The organism is Kitasatospora sp. NPDC127060 (genome assembly GCF_042724935.1).
Lineage (GTDB): Bacteria > Actinomycetota > Actinomycetes > Streptomycetales > Streptomycetaceae > Kitasatospora.
Genome location: NZ_JBHXEG010000029.1, coordinates 44,532 through 64,941, shown reverse-complemented (window position 1 = coordinate 64,941; position 20,410 = coordinate 44,532). Strand labels below are relative to the sequence as shown.

Annotated in this window: 19 protein-coding genes and 3 tRNA genes; 19 read left to right on the top strand and 3 right to left on the bottom strand. The window is 72.4% G+C overall.

Annotated elements, in window-relative coordinates; translation table 11 throughout:
* Positions 1-163: 163 nt before the first annotated feature.
* Positions 164-2,782, top strand: coding sequence for an ATP-binding protein (locus ACFWIS_RS18255; protein ID WP_380461599.1), 2,619 nt, complete (start codon positions 164-166; stop codon positions 2,780-2,782).
* A complete protein-coding gene (locus ACFWIS_RS18250) occupies positions 2,775-3,479 on the top strand; it encodes a response regulator (protein WP_380461600.1) in 705 nt (234 codons plus the stop codon). The genes ACFWIS_RS18255 and ACFWIS_RS18250 overlap by 8 nt, the downstream gene beginning before the upstream one ends.
* A gap of 395 nt (positions 3,480-3,874) precedes the next feature.
* On the opposite strand, the gene ACFWIS_RS18245 is transcribed toward ACFWIS_RS18250, so the two are convergent.
* Positions 3,875-5,143 (bottom strand): hydrolase, encoded by a 1,269-nt coding sequence (locus tag ACFWIS_RS18245; RefSeq protein ID WP_380463313.1) that lies wholly within the window; start codon positions 5,141-5,143, stop codon positions 3,875-3,877.
* A 275-nt stretch (positions 5,144-5,418) separates the two neighbouring features.
* On the opposite strand from ACFWIS_RS18245, the gene ACFWIS_RS18240 reads away from it, so the two are divergent.
* The 8 genes from ACFWIS_RS18240 (at position 5,419) to ACFWIS_RS18205 (ending at position 10,446) form a co-directional block, all read left to right on the top strand.
* Positions 5,419-5,491 (top strand) — tRNA-Thr (locus ACFWIS_RS18240).
* A 43-nt stretch (positions 5,492-5,534) separates the two neighbouring features.
* Positions 5,535-5,607: transfer RNA gene (locus tag ACFWIS_RS18235), tRNA-Met, on the top strand.
* Between the two features lie 83 nt (positions 5,608-5,690).
* Complete coding sequence (rpmG, locus tag ACFWIS_RS18230; protein WP_006604855.1) at positions 5,691-5,855, top strand: 50S ribosomal protein L33; 165 nt, start codon at positions 5,691-5,693, stop codon at positions 5,853-5,855.
* Positions 5,856-5,997: 142 nt separating this feature from the next.
* Positions 5,998-6,456, top strand: a complete 459-nt coding sequence (locus tag ACFWIS_RS18225) for a MaoC family dehydratase N-terminal domain-containing protein (protein WP_380463315.1) — start codon at positions 5,998-6,000, stop codon at positions 6,454-6,456.
* Between the two features lie 5 nt (positions 6,457-6,461).
* Positions 6,462-6,884 carry a MaoC family dehydratase gene (locus ACFWIS_RS18220; protein ID WP_380463318.1) on the top strand — a complete coding sequence of 141 codons (423 nt, stop codon included), beginning with the start codon at positions 6,462-6,464 and terminating at the stop codon, positions 6,882-6,884.
* 187 nt (positions 6,885-7,071) lie between these two features.
* A complete protein-coding gene (locus tag ACFWIS_RS18215; protein ID WP_380463334.1) occupies positions 7,072-7,614 on the top strand; it encodes a TetR/AcrR family transcriptional regulator in 543 nt (180 codons plus the stop codon).
* 250 nt (positions 7,615-7,864) lie between these two features.
* The gene (locus tag ACFWIS_RS18210; RefSeq protein WP_380463336.1) at positions 7,865-9,340 is read left to right on the top strand and encodes an MFS transporter; all 1,476 of its coding nucleotides are present in this window, start codon (positions 7,865-7,867) and stop codon (positions 9,338-9,340) included.
* 62 nt (positions 9,341-9,402) lie between these two features.
* Positions 9,403-10,446, top strand: coding sequence for a UDP-N-acetylmuramate dehydrogenase (locus tag ACFWIS_RS18205; RefSeq protein ID WP_380463320.1), 1,044 nt, complete (start codon positions 9,403-9,405; stop codon positions 10,444-10,446).
* Here ACFWIS_RS18205 and ACFWIS_RS18200 read toward each other — a convergent pair.
* Both ACFWIS_RS18200 and ACFWIS_RS18195 read right to left on the bottom strand, forming a co-directional pair.
* Positions 10,443-11,498 carry an adenosine deaminase gene (locus ACFWIS_RS18200; RefSeq protein WP_380463323.1) on the bottom strand — a complete coding sequence of 352 codons (1,056 nt, stop codon included), beginning with the start codon at positions 11,496-11,498 and terminating at the stop codon, positions 10,443-10,445. The two genes, ACFWIS_RS18205 and ACFWIS_RS18200, sit on opposite strands and share 4 nt — an antisense overlap.
* Positions 11,499-11,661: 163 nt before the next feature.
* On the bottom strand, positions 11,662-12,909 hold the full coding sequence (locus ACFWIS_RS18195) for a pyridoxal phosphate-dependent aminotransferase (protein ID WP_380463326.1): 1,248 nt from the start codon (positions 12,907-12,909) through the stop codon (positions 11,662-11,664).
* 286 nt (positions 12,910-13,195) lie between these two features.
* Here ACFWIS_RS18195 and ACFWIS_RS18190 point away from each other — a divergent pair.
* From ACFWIS_RS18190 to ACFWIS_RS18150, 9 genes are all read left to right on the top strand, one after another.
* Positions 13,196-13,268 (top strand) — tRNA-Trp (locus tag ACFWIS_RS18190).
* Positions 13,269-13,418: 150 nt separating this feature from the next.
* Positions 13,419-13,745 carry a preprotein translocase subunit SecE gene (gene secE, locus ACFWIS_RS18185; protein WP_380463328.1) on the top strand — a complete coding sequence of 109 codons (327 nt, stop codon included), beginning with the start codon at positions 13,419-13,421 and terminating at the stop codon, positions 13,743-13,745.
* Between the two features lie 207 nt (positions 13,746-13,952).
* A complete protein-coding gene (gene nusG, locus ACFWIS_RS18180; RefSeq protein ID WP_380463331.1) occupies positions 13,953-14,843 on the top strand; it encodes a transcription termination/antitermination protein NusG in 891 nt (296 codons plus the stop codon).
* Positions 14,844-15,008: 165 nt separating this feature from the next.
* A complete protein-coding gene (rplK, locus tag ACFWIS_RS18175) occupies positions 15,009-15,443 on the top strand; it encodes a 50S ribosomal protein L11 (protein WP_218198317.1) in 435 nt (144 codons plus the stop codon).
* A 106-nt stretch (positions 15,444-15,549) separates the two neighbouring features.
* On the top strand, positions 15,550-16,272 hold the full coding sequence (gene rplA / locus ACFWIS_RS18170; protein WP_380459428.1) for a 50S ribosomal protein L1: 723 nt from the start codon (positions 15,550-15,552) through the stop codon (positions 16,270-16,272).
* 198 nt (positions 16,273-16,470) lie between these two features.
* Positions 16,471-17,253: a hypothetical protein gene (locus ACFWIS_RS18165; RefSeq protein WP_380459426.1), complete on the top strand. Its 783-nt coding sequence runs from the start codon at positions 16,471-16,473 to the stop codon at positions 17,251-17,253.
* 104 nt (positions 17,254-17,357) lie between these two features.
* Entirely contained in the window at positions 17,358-18,203 is an 846-nt protein-coding gene (locus ACFWIS_RS18160; protein ID WP_380459424.1) for a hypothetical protein, read from the top strand.
* Between the two features lie 105 nt (positions 18,204-18,308).
* A complete protein-coding gene (locus tag ACFWIS_RS18155; RefSeq protein ID WP_380459423.1) occupies positions 18,309-19,250 on the top strand; it encodes a hypothetical protein in 942 nt (313 codons plus the stop codon).
* Positions 19,251-19,384: 134 nt separating this feature from the next.
* Positions 19,385-20,263 carry a hypothetical protein gene (locus ACFWIS_RS18150; RefSeq protein ID WP_380459421.1) on the top strand — a complete coding sequence of 293 codons (879 nt, stop codon included), beginning with the start codon at positions 19,385-19,387 and terminating at the stop codon, positions 20,261-20,263.
* Positions 20,264-20,410: the final 147 nt, after the last annotated feature.

Here is a 20,410-nt window from a genome sequence, read left to right as displayed (position 1 = left end):
AAGTAGCTGAGTAGAAGTGACCGAACAGTGACAGCGCACCCCGTACCGGGGTGACCGGGCCGACCCGGGCGCGGGAGGATGCCTCCCGCACCCGGGTCGGCCGCCCCGTATCCGCAGACGCGTACCGCCCAGCCGTCACCCCTGATGGAAAGAAGCAGTGCCCATGGCCCGCGACCTCACCCCCGGCTCCGGCATCCGCACCGGCCGGCTGAGGGTGTACCTCGGCTCCGCCCCGGGGGTCGGCAAGACCTACCGGATGCTGGACGAGGCCCGGCGCAGACAGGAGCGCGGGGCCGACGTCGTGGTCGGGTACATCGAGTGCCACGGCCGCCGTCACACCGAGGCCATGATCGACGGCCTGGAGGTACTGCCGCGCGTCCACCGCTCTTACCGCGACGCCGAGTTCGAGGAGATGGACCTCGACGGGGTGCTCGCCCGCCGCCCCTCCGTCGTCCTGGTCGACGAACTGGCGCACACCAACATCCCCGGCGGCCGCCACGCCAAGCGCTGGCAGGACGTCGAGGAGATGCTCGCCGCCGGGATCGACGTCATCACCACCGTCAACATCCAGCACCTGGAATCGCTGAACGACGTCGTCCAGAAGATCACCGGCATCCCGCAGCGCGAGACCGTCCCGGACGAGGTGGTCCGTCGGGCCGACCAGCTCGAACTCGTCGACATGGCGCCGCAGGCGCTGCGCCGGCGCATGGCCCATGGCAACGTCTACAAGGCGGAGAAGGTGGACGCCGCGCTATCCAACTACTTCCGGGTCGGCAACCTCACCGCCCTGCGCGAACTCGCCCTGCTCTGGGTGGCCGGGCGGGTGGACGAGGGCCTGCGCGACTACCGGGCCGACCACAACATCGACCGGGTCTGGGAGACCCGCGAGCGGGTGGTGGTCGCCCTCACCGGCGGCCCGGAGGGCGAGACCCTGGTCCGGCGCGCCTCCCGGATCGCCGTCGCCGCGGGCGGCGAACTGCTGGCCGTGCACGTCTCCCGCAGCGACGGCCTGGCCGGCGCCTCCTCCGCCGCGCTCGCCCAGCAGCGGCAGCTGGTCGAGAGCCTCGGCGGCAGCTACCACGTGGTGGTCGGCGACGACGTCCCCACCGCGCTGCTGGCCTTCGCCCGGGCCCACGACGCCACCCAGCTGGTGCTCGGCACCAGCCGCCGCGGCCGGATCAACCGCTTCCTCACCGGCCCGGGCACCGGGCAGACCACCGTGGACGCCTCCGAGGACATCGACGTCCACATGGTCACCCACGAGTTCACCGGTCGCGGCCGGCTGCCCTCGCTGGGCCGGCGCCACTCCAGGCGCCGTACCATCCTCGGCTACCTGGCCGGCCTCGTGGTGCCCTGGCTGCTCACCGCGGTGCTCTCCCAGACGCACCACACCATCAACCTGACCACCGACGCGCTGATCTTCCAGCTCGGCGTGGTCATCGTCGCCCTGCTCGGCGGCGCGATGTCCGCCCTGCTGGCCGCGTTCATCGCCTCGGTGCTGCTGAACTACTACTTCATCCCGCCGGTCCACAGCCTGACCATCGGCGAGACCAACAACATCGTCGCCCTGGTGGTCTTCGCCGCCATCGCGCTCGCCGTCTCCACGGTGGTCGACCACGCCGGCCGGCTCACCACCCGGGCCGCCCGCGCCACCGCCGAGGCGGAAACCCTCTCCACCCTGGCCGGCAGCGTGCTGCGCGGCGCCGACGCGCTGCCCGCGCTGCTGGAGAAGTCCCGGACGGCCTTCGGCATGCAGACCGTCGCCCTGCTCTCCCGCTCCGACGGCGAGGTGCTCGCCCACTGCGCGGCCGAGCAGCCGGACGACGGCGGGGCGCAGCACGAGACCACCGAAGTCCCGGTCGGCGTCGACGCCCTGCTGGTCCTCACCGGCCGCCGGCTGCCCGCCGCCGACCAGCGGGTGCTCACCGCCTTCGCCGCCCACGTCGCCGCCGCGCTGGAGCGCGACCGGCTGGCCGTGGTCGCCGCGGAGGTCGAGCCGATCAAGGCCGCCGACCGGATGCGCACCGCGCTGCTCGCCGCCGTCAGCCACGACCTGCGCACCCCGCTCGCCGCCGCCCGCGCCTCGGTCGGCTCGCTGCGCAGCCCCGACGTCGAGTTCTCGCCCGAGGACCAGGCCGAACTCCTCGCCACCGCCGACGAGTCGCTGGTCAAGCTCACCCGACTGGTGGACAACCTGCTCGACATGAGCCGCCTCCAGGCCGGCGCGCTCACCCTGCACCTCGCCGAGACCCACCTGGACGAGATCCTGCCGAGGGCGCTGGACAGCCTCCCCGACCCGTACGCGCCGGTCCAGCCGCTGGACCTGGACACCGCGCCACCGGTGCTCGCCGACCCGCCGCTGCTGGAGCGGGTGCTCGCCAACGTGATCACCAACGCGCTGCGCTACAACGCCCCCGGCGCGCCCGTCCTGGTCACCGCCAGCCACCACGCCGACCAGGTCGAGGTCCGGGTGATCGACCGCGGTCCCGGCATCGCCCCCGAGGACCGCGACCGGGTGTTCCTGCCCTTCCAGCGCCTCGGCGACACCGACAACACCACCGGCGTCGGCCTGGGCCTGGCGCTCTCCCGGGGCCTCGCCGAGGCCATGGGCGGCAGCCTGGAGGTGGAGGACACTCCGGGGGGCGGCACCACCATGCTGCTCACCCTGCCGGCCGCCACCGGGCCAGGGGCCACCGAGCAGTTCACCGCCGAGCAGTTCACCACCGAGCAGTTCACCGCCGAGCACTTCGACGCCGGGGAGGAACCACCGCACCATGAGTGAACGAAGTGAACGGACCGTCGACAACTGCGAGATCCTCGTCGTCGACGACGAACCGGCCCTGCTGCGCACCCTGCGGATCAACCTCAGCGCCCGCAAGTACGCCGTCCGCACCGCCGCCAGCGGCGGCGAGGCGCTCGACCGGGCCGCGCACTCCGCCCCGGACGCCGTCCTGCTCGACCTCGGCCTGCCGGACCTCGACGGCATGGACGTGCTGCGCGGACTGCGCACCCGCAGCGCGGTGCCGATCATCGTGCTCTCCGGCCGCTCCGACGCCGCCGACAAGATCGGCGCCCTCGACGCGGGCGCCGACGACTACCTCACCAAGCCCTTCCTGATGGACGAACTGCTGGCCCGGTTGAGGGCGGTGCTGCGCCGGCCGCTGAACCCGGTGCCGCCGGGACAGCCGGTGATCGGCGACCACACCATCGACCTCGCGGCCACCACGGTGCTCGGTCCGGGCGGCCCGGTGCGGCTCACCCCGACCGAGTGGCGGATCCTCAGCCTGCTGCTCGCCAACCCCGGCCGACTGGTGCCCGGGCGGCAGATCCTGCGCGAGGTGTGGGGCCCGGCGCAGGAGGCGCGCGGCAACTACCTTCGGGTCTACCTCGCCGGGCTGCGCCGGAAGTTGGAGCGCGATCCGGCCCGGCCGCGGCACCTGATCACCGAGCCGGGGATCGGCTACCGCTACGTGCCGTGAGCGCGGCGAGCCCCGTGAACACGGTGGGGCCGTCAACGAGCCGTCAAGAGCCGGGTGGTGGGCGACAGGGGGGCGTCAAGGCCGGTCGGCGGCGGTGTTCCGTGGCCGTAGTGTCAGTGCCGGAACGAGCGGGCCCTGCTCCGTGTGGGGGAAGCCTGGGGCCGCTCCAGCCGCCATCCAAGGGCGGCCAGTAGTGGGGGAGGGGCGGGGGGCGCGTTTGGCGCCCCCCCTTTGGTTTCGCCCCCCCCCAGGCCCCACCCCGGGGGCCCCCCCCCCCCCCACCCCTCGGGGGGCAGTGTGGGGGGGGGGGGCCCCGCCCGTCGCCCCCCCCGCCCCTTTGGTTTCCGCCCGCCCCTTGCCACTCCGCGGGCTCTCCCGCCCGCCCGTCGCGCCGTTCAGCAGTCCGTGCCGCCGGACTGCCGGGGCAGCGCCAGCGCCACGGTGTCCGCGAACTCCCGGACCGCGCTGGTCCGGCTCACCACCCGGCCGCTGTGCACCACCAGCCGGCTGTGCCCGCCCGCGAGCGCCCCGGCCAGGCTGTCTCCGCGCACCGCCAGCAGCTCCGCCGGGAACCCGGCGTCCACCCGGACCGGGGGCAGTCCGAGCGTCGCCCGGGCCTGGTTGGCCACCGCGTCGTAGGCGGCGTCCGGGTCCAACTCCCCGCCCGCCGCGAGCAGGTAGGCCGACTCCAGCGGATCCGCCCGCCCGACCGGATTGGACTGGTCCCGCAGTGCGCCGCTGCCCGCCGCCAGCGGCACCCGGGCCGCGGCCAACTCCCGTAGCAGGCCCGGTCGCTGGACGGGCGGCCGGCCCTCCAGCCCGGTGCAACCGCCGTTCTGCGGCAGCCAGACCACCCGCACCCCGCTGGTGGCCAGCACCGTGGACGCGCCGCGCGGCAGCGCCCCGCACGGCCCGAGCGTCACCCGCGGCCGCAGCGGCGCCAGCACGCTCGCCAGCCGGGCGAGTTGGGCCGCGTCGGCGGCGGTGGTGTGCAGGTCCACCGGGCAGTCCGCCTCCCGGGCGGCCTCCAGCAGCAGTTGCACGTAGCCGGCCGGGTCCGGGTCCAGCTCCGGGCAGCCGCCGGCCGCGGTGGCGCCCAGCTTGAGGGCCTCGCGCAGCTGGGCGCGCCCGTCCGCGCCGGCCCGGCCGGTGAGCAGCCGGGGCATCGCCACCGCCTGGAGCTCGGCCAGGCCCCGCAGCGCCTGGCGGGCGGTGAGCACCGCCTCCAGCGGGCGCAGCCCGTGCACGTCGCCGATCCGTACGTGGGTGCGCTGGGCGGTGGCGCCGTAGCCGAGCGAGGTGAGGGCGGCCTCGGTGACCCGGCGGGTGAGGTCGGCGAGGGTGTCCGGCGGCGGGGCGGGCAGGGCGGCGGAGAAGGCGGAGTCGTAGTGGGCGTGCGCCTCGGCGGGGGCCGGGAGCAGCAGGTAGCCCTTGAGGTCGATCCGGGCGCCGGTGGTGACGGTGGGGGCGCCGGGCAGGGCGGGCAGCGGGCCGAGGCTGCCGACGGTGCCGACCGCCTGGATCCGGTCGCCGCTGATCCGGACGTCCACCACCCGTCCGTCGGCCAGCCGGGCCCCGGTGAGCAGCAGGACCGGGCCGTGCCCGAGCGGGTTGGCCGCCGGGCCGGGCCCGGAGTGCGGCCCGTCGGCGGCTGCGCTGTCCATCGCCGGCTCCTTCTCGCGCTGGCCCGCGGGCCCGTGGGGGACGGGCCCCGTCGGGGATCGGCCGGTGCCCCGGTCAATGAGGGTCGAGCCTATGGCGCGGTGGGGCGGGGTGCCGGGAGGCGGGCAATAGTCGTATCGGCTCGGGGCGCACGGATCCGGGCCGATCGAACGCCCGGCCTTGGATCGCCCGTCCGTGCACCTCGCCCACCTGCGGTCTTCGCCCCGGGATACGGATTTCACCTCTGGGCGCGGAACGTGTAATCTCTTCCTCGTTCGCCCCTATAGCTCAGTCGGTAGAGCGTCTCCATGGTAAGGAGAAGGTCTGCGGTTCGATTCCGCATGGGGGCTCTGGTGAAAGGCAGTCAGCTTCGGCTGTGCTGCTGATCACTGTGGCGGTGTAGCTCAGTTGGTAGAGCAAGCGGCTCATAATCGCTGTGTCACCGGTTCAAGTCCGGTCACCGCTACCCCGCGTAGTCGGTCGGGAGATCGCACTCCCGGTCGGCTACTCTTGTTGTGTTCTTATTCGTTGTCCAAGGAAGGCACTCCCGTGGCTGCCACCGATGTCCGCCCGAAGATCACGCTGGCCTGCGTGGAGTGCAAGGAGCGGAACTACATCACCAAGAAGAACCGGCGTAACGACCCGGACCGTCTTGAGATGAAGAAGCACTGCCCCCGCTGCAACTCGCACACCGCGCACCGCGAGACCCGCTGACCCTGTCGCAGGGCGCCGGGCCTGTGTGAAACAGGTCTTCGACTCCGGGCCGCATCCCTCAACAGGGGGTGTGGCCCGGAGTCTTTTTCGTACCCGTCCGCGTTTCCATTCCGCGTTTCCATCCGCGTTCCGAGGAGTTGCCATGGCGCTCGACCCCTCCTTCATCGGGCGGAGTTACCCGCCCACCGAGCCGTACGAGGTCGGCCGGGAGAAGATCCGCGAGTTCGCGGTCGCGATCGGGGACGCCAATCCGGCGTACACCGACGCGGAGGCCGCGAAGGCCCTGGGCCACCGGGACGTGATCGCCCCGCCGACCTTCCCGTTCGCGATCGCCTTCCAGGCGGCCGGCCAGGTCGTCGAGGACCCGGAGCTGGGCCTCGACTACAGCCGGGTGGTGCACGGTGACCAGAAGTTCCGCTACAGCCGCCCGGTGCAGGCCGGCGACCGGCTGACGGTCGCGGTGACCATCGACAACATCAAGTCGCTGGCGGGCAACGACGTGCTCACCGTGCGCGGCGAGGTGGCGGACGAGACCGGCGAGCACGTGGTGACGGCGATCATGACGCTGGTGGCCCGGGTCGCCGACGAGGCGGGGGAGTGAGCGCGATGGCGATCGATTACGACGAGGTCGAGGTCGGCACCGAGCTGCCGGCGCAGTCCTTCCCGGTGACCCGCGCCACACTGGTGCGCTACGCGGGTGCCTCCGGTGATTTCAACCCGATCCACTGGAACGAGAAGTTCGCGCTGGAGGTCGGCCTGCCGGACGTCATCGCGCACGGCATGTTCACCATGGCCGAGGCGATCCGGGTGGTGACCGACTGGGTCGGCGACCCGTCGGCGGTGGTCGAGTACGGCGTGCGCTTCACCCGGCCGGTGCCGGTGCCGAACGACGGGGTCGGCGCGGTGATCGAGGTCTCGGCCAAGGTCGCCAAGAAGCTGGAGGACCGCAAGGTGCAGGTCGACCTGCTGGCCACCTCGGGCGGGCAGAAGGTACTGGGGATGTCCCGGGCGGTCGTCCGGCTCGCCTGAGGTCCCGCTTTCCGGTGCCGACCGCCCGGCAGCCCGTTCCGCGGGCCGCCGGGCGGGCGTGTGTTCCGGGCGGCCGCGTTTCCGGGTGGTCGTGTGTTCCAGGTGGGCCGCGTTCGGGTGGCTCCTGCCCTTGCGGAGATAGTGATTGGTCACTAACTTGGTTTCCGTGGCGAAGACGAGCATCCGGATGAGCGCGGAGGAGCGGCGCGAGAGCGTCGTCCGGGCCGCGGTGATCGAGTTCGCCAGGAACGGCTACCGGGGGACGTCCACCGAGGCGATCGCCCGCCGGGTGGGCGTCTCGCAGCCCTACCTGTTCCGGCTGTTCCCGGGCAAGCAGGCGATCTTCACGGCCGCCGCCGAGCGCTGCATCGAGGAGACCTGGAAGGTCTTCGACGAGGCGTCGGCGGGGCTGACCGGCGAAGAGGCCGCCGCGAAGATGTCCGAGGCGTACATGGGCCTGGTCGAGGACGGCGAGCAGCTGATGATGCAGATGCAGCTCTACGTCTCGGTGTTCGCCTCCCGGATGGCCGGTGAGGACGAGATCGGCGAGACCGCCCGGCGGCTGTGGGGGGAGCTGTTCGAGCGGGTCCGGGAGCGGGTCGGCGGTGACGTGCAGGGGACCACGGAGTTCTTCGCCTACGGGATGCTGATCAACACCCTGGTGGCACTGGGCTTCCCCCGGGAGCACCGGATCTGGGACGGCTTCGGCGAGCAGGAGGAGGCCGAGTAGCGGGTCGCGCGGCGGAGTCCGTGCGGCCTTTTCTCGGCCCATGAAAGTTAGTGATCAATAACTATCTAGGAAGCCTGGGGGAGTCATGACGGAGAACACGGCGGAAAGCACAGCCGGGAACACAGCCGGGAGCACGACCGGGAACGCGGTGGCGAAGGCGGCCGGGGGCACGACGGAGATCGCCACGGAGAAGCCGGGCATCGGCCGCACCGGCGTCTGGACCCTGGTGATCACCGCCCTCGCGGGCTTCATGGCCGCGCTGGACAACCTGGTCGTCACCACCGCGCTGCCGTCCATCCGCGAGGAGCTCGGCGGTGGGCTCTCCGACCTGGAGTGGACGGTCAGCGCCTACACCCTCTCCTTCGCCGTGCTGCTGATGTTCGGCGCGGCGCTCGGCGACCGCTTCGGCCGCCGCCGGATGTTCGTGATCGGGCTCACGCTCTTCACCGTCGGCTCGGCCGCGGCCGCGCTCTCGCCCGGCATCGGCGAGCTGATCGCCGCCCGCGCCGTCCAGGGCGTCGGGGCCGCGGTGTCGATGCCGCTCACCCTCACCCTGCTGACCGCCGCCATCCCGGCGGCCAAGCGCGGGATGGCCTTCGGCATCTGGGCCGGCATCAACGGCCTGGCCATCGCCACCGGGCCGCTGGTCGGCGGCACCCTGACCGAGAACTTCTCCTGGCAGTGGATCTTCTGGGTGAACGTCCCGGTCGGCGTCGTGCTGGTGCCGCTGGCCGCCCTGAAGCTGCGGGAGAGCCGGGGTGCCAACCCGGCCCTGGACGCGGTCGGCACCGTCCTGGTGAGCCTCGGCCTGTTCGGCGTGGTGCTCGGCCTGATCCGCGGCAACCCGGACGGCTGGACCAGCCCGCTGGTGCTGGCCGCGCTGGCCGGCGGCGTGGTGCTGCTGATCGCCTTCGTGCGGTACGAGCAGCGCGGCGCCCGGCACCCGATGCTGCCGATGCGGCTGTTCCGCAGCCGGACGTTCACCGCCGTCAACGCCTCCGGCCTGCTGATGTCCCTCGGGATGTTCGGCTCGATCTTCCTGATCAGCCAGCACCTGCAGACCGTCGGCGGCTACACCCCGGAAGAGGCCGGCATCCGGATGCTCCCGTGGACCGGGGTGGGGCTGATCGTCGCTCCGCTCGCCGGCATCCTGGCCGACCGCCTCGGCGGACGGCTGATCGTGGTCCTCGGCCTGGCGCTGCAGGGCGTCGGCCTGGCGCTGTACGCGGTGATCAACGCCGGGCTCGGGCACTACGCGTACGGCCCGGTGGTGCCCGCCGTGGTGATGTGCGGGATCGGCATGTCGATGTACTTCGCGCCGACCGCCGCCATGGTGATGGACAGCGTCCGGCCGGAGGAGCAGGGCATCGCCTCCGGTGCCAACAACGCGCTGCGCGAGGTCGGCGGTGCGCTCGGGGTGGCCGTGCTGGCGGCGGTCTTCTCCGAGCAGGGCGGCGACGGCTCGGCCGGGACCTTCGTGGACGCGATGGTGCCCGCGCTGTACGTCGGCGCCGGGGTGGTGCTGGCGGCCGGGGCCTGCGCGCTGCTGCTGCCGCGCCGGTCGAAGCCGGTGGAGCCGGTCGCGGTGGGCGCGGCAGTCGAGCAGGCCGCGCAGGCCGCGCAGGTCGACCAGGTCGAGCAGATGGCGGAGGCCGCGGCGATCGAGGCGGCGGTCGCCGGGCCCGGGGACGGGCAGCCCGTCCCGGCCGAGGCCGCGAAGGCCTGAACCGCGGACGCGGGTCACGGGGGCGGCCGGGCGGTCGCCCCCGTCCCCGTACGCTGGTGGGCGTGCTGGTAGAAAACGACGCCCCCCTCGCCCCGCTGACCACGCTCCGGCTCGGCGGCCCGGCCCGCCGGCTGGTGACCGCCCACACCGACGACGAGGTGATCGCCGCCGTCCGCGAGGCCGACGCGGCCGGTGAGCCGCTGCTGGTCCTCGGCGGCGGCTCCAACCTGGTGATCGGCGACGCGGGCTTCCCCGGCACCGTGCTGCGGATCGCCACCACCGGCTTCGCCCTGGACGGCACGGTGCTGGAGCTGGCGGCCGGCGAGGTGTGGTCCGAGGCGGTCACCCGTACGGTGCGGGAGCACGGCCTGGCCGGGATCGAGTTCCTGGCCGGCATCCCCGGCTCGGCCGGCGCGACCCCGGTGCAGAACGTCGGCGCGTACGGCCAGGAGGTGGCCCAGACGGTCACCGAGGTGGTCGCGTACGACCGCACGGCGGGCGAGGTGGTCACCCTCGACAACGCCGAGTGCCGCTTCTCCTACCGGCACAGCCGCTTCAAGGCCGAGCCGGACCGCTACGTGGTGCTGCGGGTGCGGTTCGCGCTGGCGGACCACGCGGGGCTCTCCACCCCGGTCAAGTACACGGAGGTGGCGAGGCACTTCGGCGTCGAGCAGGGCGAGCGGGTGCCGCTGGGCGAGGCGTACGAGGCGGTGCTGGGGCTGCGTTCGGGCAAGGGCATGGTGCTGGACCCGGCGGACCACGACACCTGGTCGGCCGGCTCCTTCTTCACCAACCCGGTGCTCACGGCGGCGCAGTACGAGTCCTTCCGCACCCGCCCGGGGGCCGAGAACGCCCCCGCCTACCCGGCCCCGGAGGGCTGCACCAAGACCTCGGCGGCCTGGCTGATCGACCGGGCGGGCTTCGGCAAGGGCTACGGCGACGGTCCGGCGACGCTCTCCACCAAGCACACCCTGGCGCTCACCAACCGCGGCGCGGCCACCGCCGAGGACCTGCTGGCCCTGGCCCGGGAAATCCGGGACGGGGTCCGCGAGGCCTTCGGGGTGGAGCTGGTGAACGAGCCCGTGATGGTGGGCGTCAAGCTCTAGGCGGTGCTCCCGACCGGCACCGGGGCGCCCACCAGCCAGCCGTCGATGTCCGCCAGCAGCTCCTTGCGGACGGCCTCCGGCGCGCACGAGCCGCGCACCGACTGCCGTGCCAGCTCGGCGAGTTCGGCGTCGCCGAAGCCCAGGGCGTCCCGGGCCAGTTCGTACTGGGCGGCCAGCCGGCTGCCGAACAGCAGCGGGTCGTCCGCGCCGAGCGCCAGCGGCACCCCGGCGTCGAACAGCCGGCGCAGCGGCACCTCCTCGGGGCGCTCGTAGACGCCGAGCGAGACGTTGGAGGCCGGGCAGACCTCGCAGGTGACCTGGCGGTCCGCCAGCCGGGCCATCAGCCGGGGGTCCTCGGCGGCCCGGACGCCGTGGCCGATCCGGCCGGCCCCCAGGTCGTCCAGGCAGTCCCGGACGGACTCCGGTCCGGCCAGTTCGCCGCCGTGCGGGGCGGCCAGCAGCCCGCCCTTGCGGGCGATCTCGAAGGCCCGGTCGAAGTCCCGGGCCAGGCCGCGGCGTTCGTCGTTGGAGAGGCCGAAGCCGACCACGCCGTGGTCGGCGTAGCGGACGGCGAGCCGGGCCAGCGTCCGGGCGTCCATCGGGGACTTCATCCGGTTCGCCGCGACCAGCACCCGGATGCCCACCCCGGTGGCCGCCGCGGCCTGCCGCACCGCGTCAAGGATCAGCTCCAGCGCGGGGATCAGTCCGCCGAGCCGGGGCGCGTAGGAGGTCGGGTCGACCTGGATCTCCAGCCAGCGGGAGCCGTCCCGCCGCTCGTCCTGCGCGGTCTCCAGGACCAGCCGGCGGATGTCCGACTCGTCCCGGAGCACCGAGCGGGCGGTGTCGTAGAGGCGCTGGAAGCGGAACCAGCCGCGCTCGTCGGTGGCGCGCAGTTCGGGCGGCTCGCCGGAGCTGAGCGCCTCCGGCAGCCGGACGCCGTGCTTGTCGGCCAGCTCCAGCAGGGTGGCGGGCCGCATCGAGCCGGTGAAGTGCAGGTGCAGGTGGGCCTTCGGGAGGTCCCTGACGTCTCGCGGGTTCAACAGGCGTTCCATTCGCCGATACTGCCGTATCCGACCCCCAAACGGGAACCGCCCTCTTCCCGTCCCCCGAAGGGGTGAAAGAGGGCGGTGCCGCCGCTCGCCCGCTCGCCGGTGGAGCGGGTGAATCCCGGGTGTCGGGTTGACCCGCGGGGTCGGCGCGCGGTCGGCCGCGTGGTCAGTCGCGGGCCTCGCCGAGCAGCTTCTGCATCCGGCCGACGCCCTCGGCCAGGTCGGCGTCACCGAGCGCGTAGGAGAGCCGCAGGTAGCCGGGGGTGCCGAAGGCCTCGCCCGGGACGACCGCGACCTCGGCCTCGTCCAGGATCAGCGCGGCCAGCTCGCCCGAGGTCTGCGGGCGCTTGCCGCGGATCTCCTTGCCCAGCAGGCCCTTGACCGACGGGTAGGCGTAGAACGCGCCCTCGGGCTCGGGGCAGAGGACGCCCTCGATCTCGTTGAGCATCCGCACGATGGTCTTGCGGCGGCGGTCGAAGGCCTTGCGCATCTCGGCCACCGCGTCCAGGTCGCCCGCGACGGCGGCCAGCGCGGCGCGCTGGGCGACGTTGGAGACGTTGGAGGTGGCGTGCGACTGCAGGTTGGTCGCGGCCTTGATCACGTCCTTGGGGCCGATCACCCAGCCCACCCGCCAGCCGGTCATGGCGTAGGTCTTGGCGACGCCGTTGACCACGATGCACTTGTCGGCCAGCTCGGGCAGCAGGGTCGGCAGCGAGGTGAAGGTCGCGTCGCCGTAGACCAGGTGCTCGTAGATCTCGTCGGTGAGCACCCACAGGCCGTGCTCCAGCGCCCAGCGGCCGATCGCCTCGGCCTCGGCCTCGGTGTACACCGCGCCGGTCGGGTTGGACGGCGAGACGAACAGCACCACCTTGGTGTTCTCGGTGCGGGCGGCCTCCAGCTGCTCGACCGAGACCTTGTAACCGGTGGTCTCGTCGGCGACGACGGCCACCGGAACGCCGCCGGCCAGCTGGACCGACTCCGGGTAGGTGGTCCAGTACGGGGCCGGGATGATGACCTCGTCGCCCGGGTCGAGGATCGCGGCGAAGGCCTCGTAGATCGCCTGCTTGCCGCCGTTGGTGACCAGCACCTGGGAGGCGTCCACCTGGTAGCCGGAGTCGCGCAGCGTCTTGGCGGCGATCGCGGCCTTCAGCTCGGGCAGGCCACCCGCCGGGGTGTACCGGTGGTTCTTCGGGTCGCGGCAGGCCTCGACGGCCGCCTCGACGATGTAGTCCGGCGTGGGGAAGTCTGGCTCGCCGGCACCGAAGCCGATCACCGGACGGCCGGCGGCCTTGAGGGCCTTGGCCTTGGCGTCCACGGCGAGGGTCGCGGACTCGGCGATCGCGCCGATCCGGGCGGAGACCCGGCGGTCGGCGGGGCGGATGGACTGGTCGGGCTGCGGGGTGGAAGCGCTCATGCCTGCATCGTCGCAGAACCGGGACGGACCGGGCAGCGAGGTTCCAGCATCCGTACGGACCCGTCCGGATCGCGGCCCCGGCGATCCGCCGGTCACCGCCCCACCGGGCCGGACATCCGCCGGGCGGACGGCGGCCCCGGAAGAAGAGGTTCGACCAAACACCCCTCGACCACGTACACTCGCTCCTCGACGGCCCACCGAAAAAGACCGGAGCTTTCACCGCCTGTGCGAACAGCGGGGGGAGATGCGGTAGGTTGGTCGCCACGCAGGAGCCGTGAGGCTCCGAAGGGCAATAGCTCAATTGGTAGAGCACCGGTCTCCAAAACCGGCGGTTGGGGGTTCGAGTCCCTCTTGCCCTGCTGCTTGATCCGTATTCAGCCCGTTCGCTCCACAGAGCGAGCGGGCTTGATGCGGAAAGGGCACCGATCAGCACCGCTTAAGCCGACCGCTCGTGCCTGAAACGGGTACGCAGGTGATGTTCGGCCGGACCCGGATTCAGGTGAGGACGAGTGACGGAGACCACGGGCTCCACCGCAACGCCTGAGAGCGGCAACCCCGAGGGGGCCGACGGCGCTGCCGAGACCACGTCTGCCGAGGGCGACAAGACGTCCGGCAAGCAGAAGAAGTCCGGCAAGCGGGCCAAGAAGGGCCTCTTCGCGCGGATGGGCCTGTTCTACCGCCAGATCATCGCGGAGCTCCGCAAGGTCGTCTGGCCCACCCGGAGCGAGCTCACCAACTACACCGCCGTCGTGGTGACCTTCGTCGTGGTCGTGATGGGCTTCGTCTACGGCCTCGACTACGGCTTCGCCAAGCTGAGCCTCTTGGTCTTCGGCTGATCGAGCCCCCACCTCCGAACCACCTCCCGACCCGGGCCGAATCATCGGTCCGGGTCGAGCTGTCGGCGGCGGACGTACGCGCGCGTACCGTGGACTCGGTACTGTTGAAGTCTCCGAGACCTCTCCTGGCGCCCGCGCGAGCGGCCGCGCGCCGGTCCGGTTTCGGAGCGCGCCACCTTCACCATCTCCAGGAAAGAAGCAGCCACCGTGTCTGAGTCCCCCCTGTACGACGCCGACGAGACCGTCCGTGAGGCGGATGTCGCCGCCGAGCTGGACGCGGCCGAGCTGGCTGACGACGTCGAGTCCGCCGAGCAGATCGTCGACGCCGCGGACAGCGACGAGGACGAGGTCGAGGCGTACGACGAGGCCGAGGCCGGCGAGCCCGCCGAGGAGGCCGCGCTGCGCGTGGAGGACGAGGAGGAGCCCGTCGCCGAGGAGTCGGCCGACGAGGAGCCCGCCGAGGACGAGACCGAGGCCGAGGACGAGGTCGAGGTCGACCCGGTCGCCAAGTTCCGCGAGGACCTGCGCTTCATGCCGGGCGAGTGGTACGTGATCCACACCTACGCCGGCTACGAGAACCGGGTGAAGCAGAACCTGGAGCAGCGCGCCGTCTCGCTGAACGTCGAGGAGTACATCTTCCAGGCCGAGGTGCCGCAGGAGGAGGTCGTCCAGATCAAGAACGGCGACCGCAAGACCATCCGGCAGAACAAGCTCCCCGGCTACGTCCTGGTGCGCATGGACCTCACCCCGGAGTCCTGGGGCGTCGTGCGCAACACCCCCGGTGTCACCGGCTTCGTGGGCAACGCCTACGACCCGTACCCGCTGACCCTGGACGAGGTCGTCAAGATGCTCGCCCCGGACGTCGAGCGCCAGGCGGCCAAGGAGGCCGGCAAGCCCTCGCCGGTCAAGCCCAGCGAGATCCAGGTCCTGGACTTCGAGGTCGGCGACTCGGTCACCGTCACCGACGGCCCGTTCGCGACCCTCCAGGCGACCATCAACGAGATCAACCCCGACTCGAAGAAGGTCAAGGGCCTGGTCGAGATCTTCGGCCGGGAGACCCCGGTCGAGCTCTCCTTCGACCAGATCCAGAAGAACTAGTCATACGGTCTTCGGGTTCGGGGCAGAGCCGAGGGCTCTGCCCCGAACCCGTTTTGGTCCAGCGGCGCGGACGCGTTAGCCTGGCCTGATGTGTGTGCTGGCGGCCGGGTGTCGCCCCGGTTCCGCATGCACCAGCAATCACCTCTCGGAAGGACCCGGAGAGACATGCCTCCCAAGAAGAAGAAGATCACGGGGCTTATCAAGCTCCAGATCAACGCCGGTGCGGCCAACCCGGCGCCGCCGGTCGGCCCCGCGCTGGGCCAGCACGGCGTCAACATCATGGAGTTCTGCAAGGCCTACAACGCTGCGACCGAGTCGCAGCGCGGCATGATCGTGCCGGTGGAGATCACGGTCTACGACGACCGTTCCTTCACCTTCATCACGAAGACGCCGCCGGCCGCGCGCCTCATCCTGAAGGCCGCCGGTATCGACAAGGGCTCCAGCGAGCCGCACAAGACCAAGGTCGCCAAGCTCACCAGCGCCCAGGTCCGCGAGATCGCCACCACCAAGATGCCCGACCTGAACGCCAACGACCTGGACGCGGCGGAGAAGATCATCGCCGGCACCGCCCGGTCGATGGGCATCACCGTCGAGGGCTGATCAAGCCCCCCGTCCCGTCAGGGGCAAACCGGCTCAGCCGTCCCTGTGGTAGGGCCTGCGCAGGCCCGTCGAATACCACAACTCCAATCACCATTCAGGAGCAGCAGTGAAGCGCAGCAAGGCTCTGAAGGCCGCGGACGCCAAGGTCGACCGCGAGCGCCTTTACGCCCCCCTCGAGGCCGTCCGCCTCGCCAAGGCGACCAGCACCACCAAGTTCGACGGCACCGTCGAGGTCGCCATGCGTCTGGGCGTCGACCCGCGCAAGGCCGACCAGATGGTCCGCAGCACCGTGATCCTCCCGCACGGCACCGGTAAGACCGCTCGGGTCCTGGTCTTCGCGACCGGCGAGCGTGCCGAGGCCGCGCGTGCTGCGGGTGCCGACATCGTCGGTTCCGACGAGCTCATCGACGAGGTCGCCAAGGGCCGCCTCGACTTCGACGCCGTCGTCGCCACCCCGGACCTCATGGGCAAGGTCGGTCGCCTGGGCCGCGTGCTCGGTCCCCGTGGCCTGATGCCGAACCCGAAGACCGGCACCGTGACCCCGGACACCGCCAAGGCCGTGAACGAGATCAAGGGCGGCAAGATCGAGTTCCGCGTCGACAAGCACTCGAACCTGCACTTCATCATCGGTAAGGCCTCCTTCACCGACGAGCAGCTGGTCGAGAACTACGCCGCCGCGCTGGACGAGGTGCTCCGCGCCAAGCCGTCCGCCGCCAAGGGCCGCTACATCAAGAAGGCCGCGTTCTCGACCACCATGGGCCCCGGCATCCAGGTGGACCCGAACCGCACCCGCAACCTCCTCGTCGAGGAGGACCCGGCCGCGGTCTGAGCCCCAGCGCTCTAGAGCAGTCCGTACGGCGGGCCCGTACCCCCTTCGCCGGGGGTGCGGGCCCGCCGTCGTTGCTGCCTCCGGGGCCGCCCGAACGGTTGCCGGATCGGGACACGGGAGGATGGGAACGCGTGCCCGAGTCGTCGTACGCTCTGCCGGTCAGATCATGTGGAGAACCTGTGACCGCCGGAGTGTGCCGTGCCGCCCGCCCTTCGCCCCGCCGCGCTCGCGGCGGCCCTGCTGCTGCTCGGCGCCTCCACCGGGTGCAGCGTGCTGGCCGCCCCGGGCACCCGCGTCCCCGGTGAGCCGGCGCCGATCCCGCCCAAGCAGGTGGTGCTCGCGGCCGCCCAGGCCCTGGACGACACCGGCGGCGCCCGGATCGACCTGGTGCGGGAGGGCCCGGACGGCCGGCGCACCGCGAGCGGCACCCTGGTCTGGGGCGACCGGGACGAGGCCGCGCTGACCGTCACCGACGAACTGGGCACCGCGCGGCTGGCGCTCCGGGACGGCGCCCTCGACCTCGCCTACCAGGGCGGCGCGGACAAGCACGCGGAGCGCGCCACCGCGGAGTCGCTCGACCCGGCGGCCGGCCCCGACCCGGCCGGCTACGCGGGCGGCTGGATGACCGCGCTGGTCACCAACCCGGGCAGCCGGGCGTACGCGATGGCCCAGACCGACCGGCTCGGCTCGCTGGGCGGCGAGCAGCTCGACGGGGCGACCGTCGCGCACTACCGGGGCACCGCCCCGGTGGCCGACTACTTCGGCGCGGACCGGGAGCTGAGCCCCCGGCAACTCGCCGCGGTGGTCGGCTGGTACCGGCAGCGCGGGGTCGCGCAGATCGGCTACGACGTCTGGGTCGGCCCCGGCCAACGGCTGCTGAGGCTGCGTGAGACGGCCAGCGGGAGCGCCGGAACCACGGTGACCACGACGGATGTCTCAGGTACCGCGACGGGGGAGAAGTCACCCGCCGCGGCCGGGTGACGGGAGGAGATATCCGGTGCGGGCCGGACCTGGCAATCCGTTAGAGTCCGGCTGAGCAGGAGCCGAGGATCGGCTCTTCCGAAAAACCTACGGGGGGAACCTCCATGCGTGCTGTCCGCCTCGCCTCGACCGTCGCGACCGCCGCCGTTCTGCTGGCCGCCCTCACCGCCTGCGGCAGCAAGGGCGGCAGCGACGCCAAGGGCACCGCCAACGACGCCAAGGACGCCGGTGCGGCCGCCGCCGCGGCCGGGCTGACCGCCGACCCGAAGACCGCGCTCGCCGCCGCCGCCGTGGTGATGCAGAAGGCCGGCAACGGCAAGGTCGCCATGACCTCCCCGGACGCCTCCAGCCCGGGCGGCAGCGGCACCGCCGACTGGAAGGACCCGGGCAAGGCCGCCCTGGACGTGGCCGCCGACATGGACGGCAAGAAGCTCAAGATCCGGGTGATCGGGGCGGACGCCTACGTCGGCGGCGACGACGCGGCTGCGGCCCTGCAGGGCAAGCACTGGGTCAAGGTGCCCTCCTCGGAGGAGATGGGCGGCGCCTTCGTGGTGATGGGCCAGATGATGAACCCGGTCGCCCAGCTCACCATCGCCAGCGCGAGCGGCAAGCTCAGCAAGGTCGGCCAGGAGAGCGTCGACGGCGTCCAGACCACCCACCTGCGGGCGGTCGAGGACACCGCCACCCTGGTGGCCGGGATGACCTCGCTGACGGCCGAGCAGCGCCAGGCCGTCCAGAAGACGCTGGAGGAGGACGGCAAGTCCCTCACCATCGACTTCTGGCTGAACGCCAAGCAGGAGCTCGTCAAGTACCAGGAGTACGGCGACACGAACGGCGAGCAGAAGGCCGTCACCGTCAAGTACTCCGACCTCGGCAAGGGCGGCAAGGTCGAGGCGCCCGCCGCGGGCGACCTCGGCTCCCAGGCCGACCTCCTCAAGCTGTTCGGCTGATCCGGCCGGACCCTCGAACCGGAGCCCCGTCGGCTCCATCCGCAGCAACACCGGCTACCGCCCCGGGCGCGTCGCGCGCCCGGGGGTTCTCAAGGGGGGAACACCATGGCTGGAACCCAGAAGGCCGCCGTCGCCGTCGTCCTCGCCGCTCTGGCGCTGACCGCGACCGCCTGCGACAACAACGACTCCGACGGCAAGAACGCCGCCCCGGCCGCGCCGACCACGGCCGCCGCCGCGACCACCACCACCGCCGCCGCTCCGCCGGTCAAGGTGAGCCCGGCGGTCTACCTGGAGCAGGTCACCAAGAAGACCGGCGCCGCCAAGTCGGCCAAGATCGCCGAGGAGATCACGGTCGGCTCCGTCTCGATGAAGGCCGACGGCGCCCTGGCCTGGGGCGACGGTCTCCAGGGCGACATGACGATGGACATGTCCGGCACCCCGGGCGCCGACAAGATGGCCGGCAGCATCGGCGGCACCGCGTTCACGTACCGGTTCGTCCAGGACGGCATGTACATGAAGCTCGGTGGCGACGCCCTGAAGGCCTCCGACGGGCGGCACTGGGTGCACGTCGGCTACGACGACATGGCCAAGCTGCAGGGCGGCGCCGGCGGCGCGGGCAGCGCCGACCAGCTGAAGAAGGCCGATCCGGTGGAGGCGGTGCGCTCCGTGATCGCCTCCGGCACTGTGACCGAGGTCGGGAAGGAGACGGTGAACGGCAAGCCGGCCACCCACTACACCGGCACGCTGAAGGTGGCCGACCTGGTGGCGGCCAACACCAACCAGCTGACCCCCGAGCAGCTCGACCACGTGAAGCAGTCGATGACCACCGCGGGGATCACCAGCGAGACCGTCGACATCTGGGTGGACGCCGACCAGCTCGTGCTCAAGCAGGCCGCGCAGGCCGACACCAAGGCCGGCGCGATGAAGTTCGCCGTGACCTATTCCGACTACGGCACTCCGGTCGCCACGACCGCGCCGGACAAGTCCGACACGATCGAGATCACCGAGCTGGCGAAGGCCGGCCGGAACGCCGGCACCGACAGCTGATCCCGCGCCCCGCCCCGGCGCCCGACTCGTCCGTCCCGGTGGACGGGCCGGGCCCGGCGGGGACCGACCAGGGGGCCACCACCGGTCGGGCCCGGTCCGGATGGCAAGGTGGCCCGGTGCGAGAGGAACGGACGATGGCGGGACGGCAGCGGTTGGCGGCACTGGCCGTGGTCGCCGTGCTCGCGAGCGGGTTGACCGGCTGCGGCGGGGGCGGGGACGCGCCCGCCTCGCCGTCCACCGGCTCCAGCGCGAGCAGCGCCCCCGCGACCGCCGCCACCCCGACCGGGCCGGCCAAGCCGACCGACCGCTCGCCGCACGGGGTGCTGCTCTCCGCCCAGCTGGCCATGCAGACCGCCCGCCGGGCCAAGGTCAGCTACCGGCTCGGCGCGGACGCCGGCTCCGGCCCGCTGTTCTGGTCGCCCAAGACGGCGCTGCAGATCAAGCGCTCCACCCCGGGCGACGCCGAGCAGCTGATCGTCGTGGACACCGTCGGCTACCAGGGCGGCGACGCCGCCACCGCGGCCAAGCGCGGCGGCAAGCACTGGGAGCGCTTCTCCGTCCCGCCCGACCCGGACGGCCACAAGGAGGTCCCGTACGCGGGACTGATCGACCTGCTGAACCCGGTCGAAGCACTGGCCGCGGCCACCGCGGAGGGGGTGGACCCGGCCTTCGTCGGCGAGGAGAAGTACGAGGACTCCACGGTCGAGCACTACCGGGTGACCACCACCGCCGAGAAGTACGCGGCCGCCCAGACCCCGCTGACCCAGTCCCGCCGGGACGGCCTGCGGGCCGCCCTGGCCCCCGGCGGCTCGATCTCGCTCACCCTGGACCTCTGGCTGAACGACAAGGACCAGCTGGTCCGGCTCCAGCGCACCGGCAACGGGGACACCGGCCGGGCGGACGACTCGGTGCTCTACTCCGACCTCGCCGGGCCGCTGCTCTCGGCCCAGGCCCCGGCCGAGACGGACACCGTGGACACCGGCGTCCGGACGGTCTCCCCGCTGGCGCGCTGAGCCCGGTTCGGACCGGGCGGTTCACCCGTCCGAGGGCGATTTGCTTCGTACGGACGGGTCCGGTTACTGTTGCCGAAGCCAAAGACCGCTGGTTGTCGCCTCGCCCCCGTCAGGGAGCGGGTGGCCGAAGGATCTGCGATTCGTCGC

What these genes read in the sequence shown, in the direction of transcription:
- ACFWIS_RS18160 (WP_380459424.1), top strand. Translation starts at nt 17,358, where the DNA reads ATGCGTGCTGTCCGCCTCGCCTCGACCGTCGCGACCGCCGCCGTTCTG.
- ACFWIS_RS18220 (WP_380463318.1), top strand. Translation starts at nt 6,462, where the DNA reads ATGGCGATCGATTACGACGAGGTCGAGGTCGGCACCGAGCTGCCGGCG.
- ACFWIS_RS18155 (WP_380459423.1), top strand. Translation starts at nt 18,309, where the DNA reads ATGGCTGGAACCCAGAAGGCCGCCGTCGCCGTCGTCCTCGCCGCTCTG.
- rplK (WP_218198317.1), top strand. Translation starts at nt 15,009, where the DNA reads ATGCCTCCCAAGAAGAAGAAGATCACGGGGCTTATCAAGCTCCAGATC.
- ACFWIS_RS18210 (WP_380463336.1), top strand. Translation starts at nt 7,865, where the DNA reads ATGGCCGCGCTGGACAACCTGGTCGTCACCACCGCGCTGCCGTCCATC.
- ACFWIS_RS18215 (WP_380463334.1), top strand. Translation starts at nt 7,072, where the DNA reads ATGAGCGCGGAGGAGCGGCGCGAGAGCGTCGTCCGGGCCGCGGTGATC.
- ACFWIS_RS18250 (WP_380461600.1), top strand. Translation starts at nt 2,775, where the DNA reads ATGAGTGAACGAAGTGAACGGACCGTCGACAACTGCGAGATCCTCGTC.
- ACFWIS_RS18200 (WP_380463323.1), bottom strand. Translation starts at nt 11,498, where the DNA reads ATGGAACGCCTGTTGAACCCGCGAGACGTCAGGGACCTCCCGAAGGCC.
- ACFWIS_RS18245 (WP_380463313.1), bottom strand. Translation starts at nt 5,143, where the DNA reads ATGGACAGCGCAGCCGCCGACGGGCCGCACTCCGGGCCCGGCCCGGCG.
- ACFWIS_RS18150 (WP_380459421.1), top strand. Translation starts at nt 19,385, where the DNA reads ATGGCGGGACGGCAGCGGTTGGCGGCACTGGCCGTGGTCGCCGTGCTC.
- ACFWIS_RS18195 (WP_380463326.1), bottom strand. Translation starts at nt 12,909, where the DNA reads ATGAGCGCTTCCACCCCGCAGCCCGACCAGTCCATCCGCCCCGCCGAC.
- ACFWIS_RS18255 (WP_380461599.1), top strand. Translation starts at nt 164, where the DNA reads ATGGCCCGCGACCTCACCCCCGGCTCCGGCATCCGCACCGGCCGGCTG.
- ACFWIS_RS18225 (WP_380463315.1), top strand. Translation starts at nt 5,998, where the DNA reads ATGGCGCTCGACCCCTCCTTCATCGGGCGGAGTTACCCGCCCACCGAG.